General features: G+C 70.3%; 11 protein-coding genes. 10 read left to right on the forward strand and 1 reads right to left on the reverse strand.

Going from position 1 to position 12760, the window contains the following annotated elements; all coding sequences use genetic code 11:
• Positions 1-66: 66 nt before the first annotated feature.
• On the reverse strand, positions 67-744 hold the full coding sequence (locus tag CX1_RS03565; protein ID WP_060925297.1) for a hypothetical protein: 678 nt from the start codon (positions 742-744) through the stop codon (positions 67-69).
• 256 nt (positions 745-1000) lie between these two features.
• On the opposite strand from CX1_RS03565, the gene CX1_RS03570 reads away from it, so the two are divergent.
• The 10 genes from CX1_RS03570 to secA all read left to right on the forward strand — a co-directional run bounded on the left by CX1_RS03570 (position 1001) and on the right by secA (position 12754).
• Complete coding sequence (locus CX1_RS03570; RefSeq protein WP_046651324.1) at positions 1001-1369, forward strand: hypothetical protein; 369 nt, start codon at positions 1001-1003, stop codon at positions 1367-1369.
• Positions 1370-1438: 69 nt separating this feature from the next.
• Positions 1439-2893 (forward strand): adenosylhomocysteinase, encoded by a 1455-nt coding sequence (ahcY, locus tag CX1_RS03575; RefSeq protein WP_060925298.1) that lies wholly within the window; start codon positions 1439-1441, stop codon positions 2891-2893.
• A gap of 18 nt (positions 2894-2911) precedes the next feature.
• Positions 2912-3562, forward strand: a complete 651-nt coding sequence (locus CX1_RS03580; RefSeq protein WP_046651325.1) for a dTMP kinase — start codon at positions 2912-2914, stop codon at positions 3560-3562.
• 10 nt (positions 3563-3572) lie between these two features.
• The gene (gene mtrA / locus CX1_RS03585; RefSeq protein WP_046651328.1) at positions 3573-4247 is read left to right on the forward strand and encodes an MtrAB system response regulator MtrA; all 675 of its coding nucleotides are present in this window, start codon (positions 3573-3575) and stop codon (positions 4245-4247) included.
• Positions 4248-4256: 9 nt separating this feature from the next.
• The gene (gene mtrB / locus CX1_RS03590) at positions 4257-5915 is read left to right on the forward strand and encodes an MtrAB system histidine kinase MtrB (RefSeq protein WP_082719074.1); all 1659 of its coding nucleotides are present in this window, start codon (positions 4257-4259) and stop codon (positions 5913-5915) included.
• Positions 5912-7693, forward strand: a complete 1782-nt coding sequence (locus CX1_RS03595; protein ID WP_060925299.1) for an LpqB family beta-propeller domain-containing protein — start codon at positions 5912-5914, stop codon at positions 7691-7693. Before mtrB ends, CX1_RS03595 begins: the two co-directional genes overlap by 4 nt.
• Positions 7694-7703: 10 nt before the next feature.
• On the forward strand, positions 7704-8345 hold the full coding sequence (locus CX1_RS03600) for a ComF family protein (RefSeq protein ID WP_060925300.1): 642 nt from the start codon (positions 7704-7706) through the stop codon (positions 8343-8345).
• A gap of 170 nt (positions 8346-8515) precedes the next feature.
• Positions 8516-9169 (forward strand): ribosome hibernation-promoting factor, HPF/YfiA family, encoded by a 654-nt coding sequence (gene hpf / locus CX1_RS03605; protein WP_046650583.1) that lies wholly within the window; start codon positions 8516-8518, stop codon positions 9167-9169.
• A 225-nt stretch (positions 9170-9394) separates the two neighbouring features.
• The gene (locus CX1_RS03610; protein ID WP_052753228.1) at positions 9395-9883 is read left to right on the forward strand and encodes a hypothetical protein; all 489 of its coding nucleotides are present in this window, start codon (positions 9395-9397) and stop codon (positions 9881-9883) included.
• A 144-nt stretch (positions 9884-10027) separates the two neighbouring features.
• On the forward strand, positions 10028-12754 hold the full coding sequence (secA, locus tag CX1_RS03615) for a preprotein translocase subunit SecA (protein ID WP_046650582.1): 2727 nt from the start codon (positions 10028-10030) through the stop codon (positions 12752-12754).
• Positions 12755-12760: the final 6 nt, after the last annotated feature.

Raw genomic sequence — 12760 nt, forward strand, 5'->3', positions numbered from 1 at the left:
AAGGTCCGGAGTGGATCCGGGGTCGATCCCTGGTCCGCCCTGGCGGTCCTGGCGGTCCTAACAGTTCTAGCGGTCCGAGGGAGCGCCGGTGGCCGTCGCGGGGGCGTTCGGCGTCGTGGCCCGGCCATCGGAATCGCCGGAGTCGCCGGAGTCGCCGGAATCAGCGGGATTGCCCGAATCGGCGGAGTCGTTCGAGTCGTCCGTGGCATCGGTGCCGGTGGTCGAGTCGCCCTTGTCGGGTTCCTTGCCTCCGGAAGGGGCGTCCAGTTCCCACTGGGGCAGGTCCGGCAGCTCGCCGCCCGGCGGCAGCAACGGCCTGGGGCGCTGCGGGTTCGGCAACGTGGGGGTAGTCGTCTCCTCCGGCGCGGTGGTCGGCGGCGCGGGCGTCGACGTCGGGGGATCGGCCGGGGCCGGGGCGGTCGGGGTGCCGGTGGCGTCGGGGATCACGGCGCGCGGGGGCAGGTAGGGGTCGTCGGCGCGCGGCGCGCGGACGTCCCGGCCGGAACGCGGCGGCGAGGGCACGACGGTGGTGGCCCGGTCCGGGGCGTCGGTGATCGCGGAGGTCGCGGACGGCGAACCGCCGCCGTCTGCGCCGAGAGCAGAGTCGTCGGGAACGCGGGGCAGCTGGCCCTCGCCGGCGACGGAAGGGGCGGCGGGCCCGTCGACGGCCGAGGCACCGGCGCAGCCCGCCGTGGCGGCGGCCATGATGGCGGCGATTCCGAGGCCCGCGGTCCTTGCGCGCATGTCGCTCGCTCCCTTCCCTGGGGAATCCGGTCGATATAACGATTTGGTCACCGTTTGGTCGGTTAACTTAACACACTCGTTATCTAAGCGGAAGGGTGAGCGACCCGCCACTCCAGGAAGAGTCTATGGAGACGCCATTTTTCCCCGTGGTTGTCGCCGCCGGGCGGGGGAGTGGGGTAGAACATCGGGGTATGGGGCGTCGCCGCCGGCCCCGCGCCCCGTGCGATCCCGAACAGGCCCCGAAGGAGTAGCGCCAATGTCAACCTGGGATTCCATCATCTTCAGCAGCGACGTCGTCACCGACTTGTTCGAGGAGGTCTCGAGCCTGGAGGACGACGAGCTGGCGGAGGCGCTGCGCGATGCGTGCCGTCTGGCTGCGGGCGACGCCGACGACGACGACGAGGCGCGCGCGGGCCTCGGTGCCGCCACCGTCGCGGCCATCTGGTCGGGTGCGCCGTTCAGCGCCGGCCAGCTGGTCGACGAGTACCCCTTCATCCGCGAGGGGATCGGCTCCTGCCCCGAGGAGCTGCGCGAGGCCGCCGCCGAGGCCTTCGAGGTTCTGGTGCCCGGGCTGCCGGAAGACGAGCAAGAGGCCGTCGAGGACTTCGCCGAAGCCGTGAACTAGCCTGGTGGGCGATCCCACGGCGCGCTGATCCCGCAACGAACGGCGCGCAACGAACACGGAAGAGGTCGCATGTCCCAGACTGTCATCGAGCACAAGGTCGCCGATATCTCGCTCGCCGAGGCGGGCCGCCATCAGATCCGCCTGGCGGAGCACGAGATGCCCGGCCTGATGGCCCTGCGCGAGGAGTACCGCGAGGAGCAGCCGCTGGCCGGCGCCCGCATCGCCGGTTCCATCCACATGACGGTCCAGACGGCCGTGCTCATCGAGACCCTGGTGGCGCTCGGTGCCGAGGTCCGCTGGGCGTCGTGCAACATCTACTCGACCCAGGACGAGGCCGCCGCGGCCGTCGTCGTCGGGCCGGAGGGCACCCCGGAGGTTCCGAAGGGCGTGCCGGTGTTCGCGTGGAAGGGCGAGACCCTCGACGAGTACTGGTGGTGCCTGGAGCGCATCTTCGACTGGGGCGACGAGCTGCCGAACATGATCCTCGACGACGGCGGCGACGCCACCATGGCGGTCATCCGCGGCCGCCAGTACGAGGAGGCCGGCGTGGTCCCGCCGGTGGAGGAGGACGACTCCGACGAGTTCGTCGCCTTCAAGGACATGCTGCGCCGCGTCCTGGCGGAGAAGCCCGACCTGTGGACCCGCACGGCCGAGGCCGTCAAGGGCGTCACCGAGGAGACCACCACGGGCGTCCACCGCTTGTACCACTTCGCGGAGGAGGGCACGCTGCCCTTCCCGGCCATGAACGTCAACGACGCCGTGACCAAGTCGAAGTTCGACAACAAGTACGGTACCCGCCACAGCCTGCTCGACGGCCTCAACCGCGGCACCGACATGCTGCTGGGCGGCAAGAACGTCCTGGTCTGCGGCTACGGCGACGTGGGCAAGGGGTCGGCGGAGGCGCTGGCCGGCCAGGGCGCGCGGGTGTCGGTCACCGAGGCCGACCCGATCAACGCGCTGCAGGCGCTGATGGACGGTTTCCCGGTCGTCACGGTCGACGATGCCATCGCCGACGCCGACGTGGTCATCACGGCGACGGGCAACATGGGCATCATCACCTTCGATCAGATGCGCAAGATGAAGGACCACGCCCTGCTGGGCAACATCGGCCACTTCGACAACGAGATCGACATGCACTCGCTGCACCATCGCGACGACGTCGAGCGCATCGAGATCAAGCCTCAGGTCGCGGAGTACCGCTTCGAACACGAGGACGGCGAGGTCAAGTCGCTGATCGTCCTGTCGGAGGGCCGTCTGCTCAACCTGGGCAACGCCACCGGCCATCCGTCGTTCGTCATGTCGACGTCCTTCGCCGACCAGACGATCGCGCAGATCGAGCTGTTCACCAAGGGCGACGAGTACGACAACCAGGTCTACCGCCTGCCGAAGATCCTGGACGAGAAGGTCGCCCGCATCCACGTGGAGGCCCTGGGCGGTTCGCTGACCACCCTGTCCAAGGAGCAGGCGGAGTACATCGGCGTCGACGTCGAGGGCCCGTACAAGCCCGAGCACTACCGCTACTAGGCCGGGGACGTCGCCGCCATGGGCTACATCGTCGCCATCGAGGGCATCGACGGGGCGGGCAAGAACACCCTGTCGCGTGCCCTGGAAAAAGAGCTTGCCGACGCCGGGCTGGCCGTCGCCAAGCTCGGTTTTCCCGCGTACGGCCGCACTCCCTTCGCCGATTTCGCCGACGACGCCCTGCACGGGCGGCTCGGCGACGTCGCCGAATCCGCCTGGGCCATGGCCCTGCTGTTCGCGCTGGACCGGCGGGACATGCGCGACGAGGTGATCGCGGCCACCGAGGGGGCCGACGTGCTGGTCCTCGACCGGTACGTGGCGTCGAACGCCGCGTACTCGTGGGGTCGCACCGGCGACCGGGCGGTCGTCGAGTGGGTGCGCGACCAGGAGTTCGGCCGGCACGGGATGCCGGTGCCGGACCTGCAGGTCCACCTGGGCACGGGAGTGGCGGAGGCCGCGCGGCGCGCGAAGAACCGCGAGGCCGCCGACGAGTCCCGCACGCGCGACGCCTACGAACGCGACGGTGGTCTGCAGGACCGCGTCGCCCGGGCGTATTCGGACCTGGCGGCGGAGTCGTGGGCCTCGCCGTGGCACGTCGCCGGGGACTCGGCCGGGGGACTCGCGGAACGCGTCATCGCGGACCTCGAACGGTCGATCCGCCCGGGCGGATAGGATGGGGCGCATGAGCGCCAAAATCCTGGTCGTCGACGACGACCCCGCCATCGCCGAAATGTTGACCATGGTCCTCCAGAGGGAGGGCTTCGACACGGTGGTGGTGGGCGACGGGCTGGAAGCCGTCGCGGCGGCGTCGCGCGAGAACCCCGATCTGATCCTGCTGGATCTGATGCTGCCCGGCATGGGCGGCGTCGACGTGTGCCGCAACGTCCGCGAGGAAAGCGCGGTGCCGATCATCATGCTCACCGCCAAGACCGACACCGTCGACGTGGTGCTGGGCCCGGAGTCCGGCGCCGACGACTACGTGACCAAGCCCTTCAAGCCGAAGGAGCTCGTCGCCCGCGTCCGCGCGCGCCTGCGCCGCCGGGACGACGAGCCGGGCGAGCTGCTCGAGGTCGGTGATCTGGTCATCGACGTGCCGGGCCACGCCGTGTCGCGCAACGGCAGCGAGATCGCGCTGACGCCGCTGGAGTTCGATCTGCTGCTCGCCCTGGCGCAGCGCCCCAAGCAGGTCTTCAGCCGCGAGGAGCTGCTGGAGAAGGTGTGGGGTTACCGCCATTCGTCGGACACCCGTCTGGTCAACGTCCACGTCCAGCGCCTGCGCTCGAAGATCGAGCAGGACCCGGAGAATCCGCGGATCGTGCTGACGGTCCGCGGCGTCGGGTACAAGACCGGCGAGTAGCGGGGACGCATGAGGGAGGGATTGCGGGATCTGGGGGACCGGATGGGCGCGGCGTGGAGCCGCGTCATGCGCTCGTGGCGCACGTCTCTGCAGGTCCGCGTGGTCACCTCCGTGATGGTGGTGTCGGTGCTGGTCGTCGGCATGCTCGGTTTCGCGCTGGTGTCCATCGTCGCGCAGCGGCTGCTCGACGAGAAGTTCAACGTCGCCAACGAGGAGATCGACCGTGCGCGCGTGCTGGTTGAGCAGGCCATCGCCGCATCGGGCGCCGACGGCACCCAGGCGAAGCTCAACGCGGGCCGCGAGGCGATGGCGGAGCGCGAGACGGGCACGTCGAACAGCTCCTCCACCGTGTACGAGGTCGTGCTCATCGCCCCCGGGACCGACGGGGAGGCCGTGCGGTCGCCCGTCGACGGTTACGTGCCCACGCAGCTGCGGCCCTTCATCCAGCAGGGCCAGATCAGCTACCAGTACGCGACCATGGACGGCCGCGACGGCTCGAATTATTCGGCGCTGGTCATCGGCACCCCGACGGCGTCGGACGTGCCGGGCCTCGAGTTGTACCTGATCATGCCGCTGTCGTCGGAGGAGTCGACGCTGGCCCTCGTCCGTGGCCTGTTCGCCGGCGCGACCGTGGTCATGACGCTGCTGCTCGTGGGCATCACGTGGCTGTTCGCCAACCAGGTGACGGGCCCGGTGCGGTCGGCGGCGCGGATTTCGGAGCGTTTCGCCTCCGGGCACCTGCGCGAGCGGATGGCCGTGGAGGGCGAGGACGAGATGGCCCGCCTGGCCGTGAGCTTCAACAAGATGGCGGAGTCCCTGTCGCTGCAGATCCACCAGCTCGAGGAGTACGGCGACCTGCAGCGCCAGTTCACCTCCGACGTCTCCCACGAGCTGCGCACGCCGCTGACCACGGTCCGCATGGCCGCGGACCTGATCGCCGACGGTGCCGAGGACCTCGACCCGGCCACCCGCCGCGCCTCCGAGCTGATGATCGCGGAGCTGGACCGCTTCGAAATGCTCCTCGCCGACCTGCTGGAGATTTCCCGCCACGACGCCGGTGTCGCGGACCTGTCCGCCGAACGCGTCGACATGCGCCGCTGCGTCGAATCCGCGTTCCAGCCGTTGCAGGTCGTCGCCCAGGAGTCCGGGACGTCGGTCGTCCTGGACATGCCGGAGGAGCCGGTGCCCGCCATCGTCGATTCTCGGCGCGTGGAACGGGTGCTGCGCAATCTCATGGCCAATGCGATCGACCACTCGGAAGGCAATCCCGTCGTCGTGGCGGTGCGCGCCGACGACCACGTCGTGGCCTGCTCGGTCACCGACCGCGGCGTCGGGTTGAAGCCGGAACAGGAGGAGCTGGTGTTCAACCGGTTCTGGCGCGCCGACCCGTCCCGCGAGCGGCGCACCGGCGGCACCGGCCTGGGCCTGGCCATCGCCCGCGAGGACGTGCTGCTCCACGGCGGGCGCCTCGACGTGCATGGCGTGCCCGGCCGGGGCAGCTGTTTCCGGCTGCGGCTGCCGCTGGAACCCGGCGGTCCCGTGGATACGGAACCGCTGCCGTTGGACGTGCCCGGGGCGCCCGCTCCGGTGCCGAAGACAGAGGTGCTCGACGCCATCGTCGTCAAGCGCGAACAGCGCGACATCGACGCCGAGGGAGGCCAGGCATGACCGCCCGCATCCGATCCCGCAGGAAGGGCGCCCGCTCTTTCGTGGCGCTGGCCGGCGTGGCCGTCCTGGCGCTGTCCGGCTGCACGACCATGCCCGGCGACACGACGCCGCAGGCGATCCGCACCTTCGAGGCGCCCGCGCACGACATCGAGGTGCCCGAGCCCCGGCCGGACGCGGCCCCGGACCTGGTGCTGCGCGACTTCTACGCGGCGTCGGCGCACCCCGGCGACGACTACGCCGCGGCGCGGGCGTTCCTCACCGACGAGGCCCGCGCGCGGTGGAACCCGCACGGCAGCACGTGGATCGTCGACGGCATCAACGTCATCGGCGACGGCGGCGACGACGGCGACGGGAACTCGCGCAGGTTCGACACCCGCGCGGCGATCGTCGGCAATCTGGCGGCCAACTGGGCCTACGAGACGCAGTCGGCGCTGTACGAGGACTCGGTCGAGCTGCGCATGACCACCGAGGGGCAGTGGCGCATCGCCGAGCTGCCCGACGGCGTCCTGCTGGAGCGCCAGGCGTTCCTCGACAGCCATGCGCCGCGCAACGTGTACTTCGTCGACCCGTCGGGCAACCATCTGGTGCCCGATCGGCGCTGGATCTACCGCGGCGTCGACGATGCCGCGACGGAACTGCTGAACACCATGGGCGGCGGGCCCCGGAACAGGCTCGTGCCGGGCGTGACCTCGGCGCTGCCCCCGGAGACCCGGGTGGAGGTCGGCCGCCAGGAAGAAGGGCCGGGGCGCGTCATCCGGCTGACCGGGCTGGGCGACCTGGACGAGACCCTGCGCGGGCTGCTGGCCGCGCAGATCGTGTGGACGCTGTCCACCGCCGACGTGCGGGGACCGTGGCTGCTGGAGGCCGACGGCGCACCGCTGATCGAGTCGCACCCGGGGCCGTGGACGCGCGACAGCGACGAACTGCGCCCGCTGGACCCGACCAAGGGGCCGGCCGATCGCGCACCGCTGCACGCGGTCGAGGCCGGCGGCGTCGTCGAAGTCGCCGACGGCCGCGAGCGGGCGCTGCCCGGATGGGCGTCGCAGGGCGGCGAGGTGCTGGTGTCCGCCGGCGTAGGCGTCGACGAGGCCGGCACCCGGCTGATCGCGGCGGTGTCGCGCACCGACCGCGGCGGCACCGGCGAATCGTCGCTGCTGCTCGGCCGCGCCGGCGATGAGCCGGAGGTCGTGCTCAGCGCCCAGAGCCTGACCCGCCCCAGCTGGTCGCCCGACGCCGCGTCGGTGTGGACGGTCGTCGACGGCGAGCGCGTCATGCGGCTGGTCGGCACCGGCTCGGCGGTTCCCGGCTTCGAGGAAATCGACGTCTCCGGCATCGCCGAGGTCGGCGGCGGCATTTCGGAGCTGCGGGTGGACCCGTCGGGCACCCAGGTCGCCATCATCGCCGGGGGCAAGATCTGGATCGCGACCATCGAGCAGAGCGAGTCCGGGCCGTGGCGGCTGGTCAACGCCCGCGAGCTGTCGCTGACCGAGGGCATCACCCCGGTGACGCTGGCGTGGGCGCCCAATTCGACGATCATCGTCGGCGCCTACGGCGACACCGCGCCGATGTGGCGCATCTACCCGGACGGCTCGGTGAATTACATGCTGCCGAAGCTCAACCTCAGCCCGCCGGTGTCGGTGGTGTCGGCGACGTCGTCGAAGATCTACGCCCTCGACGACAACGCCCTGATGGAGCTGGTCACCGGCGAAGGCGAGGCCCAGTTCTGGCGTGCGGTGCCGGGAGTGGCGGGGCGCGCGGCGCCGGTGACCGCCGAGTAGCCTCGCGGGCATGTGGGGGGAATTGCTCGACGCCGCGGTGCCCCGGGCCTGCCCCGGGTGCGGCGAGCCGGGGGACGTGTGCCCGTCGTGCCGGCGGGTGTTCGCGTCGCCGCCGGTGCCGCTGGCGCCGCGCGTGCACGTGCCCGCGCCGGTGTGGTCCTGCGGTTCGTATTCGGGGCCCCGGCGGGCGGTCGTGCTGGCGGCGAAAGAGCGTTGCGACGCCGCCGCGCGCCGTGTCATGGGGTCGGTGACGGGTGCGGCGTTGCTCAGGCTCATGGCCGAGGGGGCGTTGCCCCATCCGTCGCAAAGCCCGTTGACGCTGGTGCCCGCGCCGACCAGGGCGTCGGCGGCCCGGCGCAGGGGAGGCGACCCGGTCGCCGCGGCATGCGCGGTGGCCGCCGCGCGGATGCCGGGCGCGCGGGTGGCGCGGCTGCTGCGGACCGTCGAGGAGGCGGAGGATTCGGCCGGGCTCACCGCCGCCGGGCGGCGGGCGAACATCGCCGGGAAGATCGTGCCGGCGGGCTCCGCGAGGGGGCCGGTGGTGCTCGTCGACGACGTGGCGACGACCGGCGCGACCGCCGCGCAGTCGGTGCTCGTGCTGTCGTCGATGGGGGTCCGGGTCGAGGGCGTGATCGTGTTTTCGCACGCCTAGGGCGCGCCGCCCCCGATATGCCGAACCGGGCGGCGAATCGGACGGGAGGTTCGTGGCAGCGGGGGTACCCGCGTCTGTATCCTGGAGGCACAGTTAGTCGCGTCACCGTGGACGCCGTGAGTAATCCCGCTCACGGAAGGGCGGTGGCCATACCGGGAGGTAGGAAGCAAGTGACGACACCTGCTGACAACAACGAGGTCCTCAGCCCCAATGCCCAGGTGACCATCACCGGGCGCAACGTGGAGGTCCCGGAACACTTCGCCGAGCGAGTCAACGGCAAGCTCGCCAAGATTGAGCGCCTCGATCCGACCCTGACGTTCTTCCACGTGGAGCTGCAGCACGAGCCGAACCCGCGCCGCGCGGACCGCTCGGACCGCATCCAGATCACCGCCACCGGCAAGGGCCACCTCGCCCGCGCGGAGGCGAAGGAGGACAGCTTCTACGCCGCCCTCGAGTCCGCCCTGGGCAAGATGGAGCGTTCCCTGCGCAAGGTGAAGGCCCGCCGCAAGATCAGCCGCTCCGGCCACCGCGCCCCCATTTCCGTGGGCGAGGCGACCGCCGCGCTGGTCGACGAGGCCTCCGGCTCCGCCCCGAAGGCCGATCCGTACGAGGATCAGGTCGAGGAGATCCAGCTGGGCAAGGTCGTCCGCACCAAGGAGCACTCCGCCACCCCGATGTCCGTGGATGACGCGCTGTCGGAGATGGAACTCGTCGGCCACGACTTCTTCCTCTTCGTCGACGAGGCCACCGGACGCCCGTCCGTGGTCTACCGCCGCCATGCCTACGACTACGGCATGATCGCGCTGGCCGACGACGCCGAGTAGGACGTCCCTCCGGTTTGCGCCGCAGCAGGCCCCCGGCCCTCCCCGTTTTCGGGAGGTGGCCGGGGGTTTCGCCGTTTCCGGGATACTGTGGTGGCATGCGCCGAAACGGGCGTTGAACTCCGAGAAGGGCCTCCCGCGATGACCCACCAATGGACTCCGCCGCAGCAACCGATGCACCCTCCGGGAGGGGGCGGGGGAAGCGGGGGCAATGGCCTCGTCCACCTGTTGATCGGGCTCCTCGCGGTGCTCGCGCTGGTACTGGGCGTCGTTGCCGCGATGGCCTTCGGGGGAGGCTCGGACGATGGTGCGGCCACCGTCGCCGACGCGGGCCAGCTGCAGGCGCCGCCGGCTCCGGACCGGCCCGACCCCACCGCGGCGGCCCCCGCGCGGGAGACCGTGACGGAAACCGAGCGGGTGCGCGACGGGGGACGGGGCGGCCGGAACATCTGGGGCGCCGACGCCGGTCTCGAATACTGCGGCAACGGGGGCGTGACGGGGAATTCGTCGACCAGCTGCCCCTTCGCCAAGAACGTGGCCGACGCGGTGTGGGAGGAGGACATCGGTGCCAGGTACCTGACCGTCCGCGCGTACAGTCCCACGACCAAGAAGACCTACACCATGAACTGCACGTTGGGCTCGATGAGCGGGAGCGACGCGACGTACAAGTGCACCGGCGGCAACAACGCCGTCGTGTACGTCGGCGTCGCCGGGTGACGCGCCGCTGCACGGCCGTCGCAAAGCAGGATCTTTTAAGCACCCGCACCCCACCCCGGGGTGCGGGTCCGTCCTATACTGGGGGACTTGAACGCCCCGAGAGGGGCGCGGCCCGAGTCGTCTGTCGGAAAGGTCCCATCCGCAGTGTTTTCTTTCAGCAAGTTGCTCCGCGTCGGCGAAGGGCGCGCCGTCAAGCGCCTGAAGGGCATCGCGGATGCGGTGCTGGAGCTCGACGACGAGTACGCGGCGCTGTCCGACGAGGAACTGCGGCTGAAGACCGAGGAATTCAAGACCCGCATCAAGGAGGGCGAATCCCTCGATGACCTGCTGCTGGAGGCCTTCGCCACCGCACGCGAGGCGTCGTGGCGCGTCCTGGGCCAGAAGCACTACCCGGTGCAGGTGATGGGCGGCGCGGCGCTGCACTTCGGCAACGTCGCCGAGATGAAGACCGGCGAAGGCAAGACGCTGACCTGCGTGCTGCCCGCCTACCTCAACGCCCTGGAGGGCAAGGGCGTCCACGTGGTCACGGTCAACGACTACCTGGCCAAGCGCGACGCCGAGTGGATGGGCCGCGTCCACCGCTTCCTGGGGCTGGAGACCTCCGTGATCCTGTCGGGGCTCAGCTCCGACCAGCGGCGCGAGGCCTACGCCGCCGACATCACCTACGGCACGAACAACGAGCTCGGCTTCGACTACCTGCGCGACAACATGGCGCATTCGCTCAAGGACCTGGTGCAGCGCGGCCACCACTACGCCATCGTCGACGAGGTGGACTCGATCCTCATCGACGAGGCCCGCACCCCGCTGATCATCTCCGGCCCGGCCGACGGTTCGCCGGAGTGGTACCAGGCGTTCTCGGGCATCGTGAAGGGCATGCGCCTGGACATCCACTACGAGGTCGACGTGCGCAAGCGCACCGTCGGCGTCCGCGAGGAGGGCGTGGCCTACGTCGAGGACCAGCTGGGCATCGACAACCTGTACGCCGCGGAGAACTCGCAGCTGGTCAGCTACCTGAACAACGCCATCAAGGCCAAGGAGCTGTTCCAGCGCGACAAGGACTACATCATCCGCAACGGCGAGGTCCTCATCGTCGACGAGTTCACCGGCCGCGTGCTGGCCGGCCGCCGCTACAACGAGGGCATGCACCAGGCCATCGAGGCGAAGGAGGGCGTGGAGATCAAGAACGAGAACCAGACCCTCGCAACCGTCACGCTGCAGAACTACTTCCGCATGTACGACAAGCTGGCCGGCATGACCGGCACGGCCGAGACGGAGGCTGCGGAGCTGCACCAGACGTACAAGCTCAACGTCATGGCGATCCCGCCGAACCGCCCGAACCAGCGCAAGGACCACCCCGACCTGGTCTACAAGACGCAGGAGGCGAAGTTCTACGCGGTGATCGAGGACATCCGCGAAAGCCACGAGAAGGGCCAGCCGGTGCTGGTGGGCACGGCGTCGGTGGAGATGTCCGAGCACCTGTCCAAGCTGCTGCAGCGCGAGGGCATCAAGCACAGCGTGCTCAACGCCAAGCACCACGAGAAGGAAGCCGAGATCGTCGCCGAGGCCGGCCGTCCCGGCGCCGTCACCGTCGCCACGAACATGGCCGGCCGAGGCACCGACATCGTGCTGGGCGGCAACCCCGACATCATCGCCGACCTCAACCTGCGCGCAAAGGGCCTGTCCCCGACGGAGACGCCGGAGGAGTACGAGGCCGAGTGGGACGCCGAGATCGCCCGCGTCCGCGAGGAATCCGAGAAGGAGGCCGAGAAGGTCCGCGACGCCGGCGGCCTGTACGTCCTGGGCACCGAGCGCCACGAGTCCCGCCGCATCGACAACCAGCTGCGCGGCCGCACCGCGCGCCAGGGCGATCCGGGCGAGACTCGCTTCTACCTGTCCATGCGCGACGACCTGATGGTCCGCTTCAACGGCCAGCGCATGGAGGCGCTGATGAACACGTTGAACGTGCCGGACGACGTGCCCATCGACTCGAAGGTGGTGTCCAACTCCATTAAGAGCGTGCAGACGCAGGTGGAGAGCCAGAACTTCGAGGTCCGCAAGAACGTCCTGAAGTACGACGAGGTGATGAACCAGCAGCGCAAGGTCATCTACGCCGAGCGCCTGCGCATCCTCGAGGGCGAGGACCTGAAGGACCAGGTCCGCGACATGCAGGACGACGTCATCTCGGCTTACGTCGCCGGCGCCACCGCCGACGGCTACGTGGAGGACTGGGACCTCGACGAGCTGTGGAACGCCCTGGAGTCGCTGTACGGCCCGACGGTGTCGTGGCAGTCGCTCGTCGACGGCGACGAGTACGGCCCCTCCGGCGACCTGTCCGCGAAGGACCTGGAGACCGTGCTGCAGGAGGACGTCCGGAAGTCCTACGGCGAGCTGGAGGACGCGGTGTCCGCCATCGGCGGCGAGGAGCAGATGCGCAACATGGAGCGCTTCACCATCCTCAACGTGATGGACCGCAAGTGGCGCGAGCACCTCTACGAGATGGACTACCTCAAGGAGGGCATCGGCCTGCGCGCCATGGCCCAGGCCGACCCGCTGGTCGAGTACCAGCGCGAGGGCTACGACATGTTCACCGGCATGATGGACGGCATCAAGGAGGAGTCCATCCGCCAGCTGTTCCTGGTGCGCCAGCAGGTCATGCAGGCCGAGCAGAAGCAGACCGGCGACCTCAACGACGACGGCGTCGTCGACGAGAAGGACCTCGCCCCGGACCTGGCCCGCGCCGAGTCGCAGCCGAAGCAGATGACGTACTCCGGCCCGTCCGCCGACGGCACCGCCGAGCAGAAGCGCGTCGACGGCGAGTCGGGCAACCGCGCCCAGCGCCGCAAGGCCGCCCGCCGCGGCCGCAACCGCTAGCGGGAC

Source organism: Corynebacterium xerosis NBRC 16721 = ATCC 373, from assembly GCF_001552415.1.
GTDB classification, from domain to species: domain Bacteria; phylum Actinomycetota; class Actinomycetes; order Mycobacteriales; family Mycobacteriaceae; genus Corynebacterium; species Corynebacterium xerosis.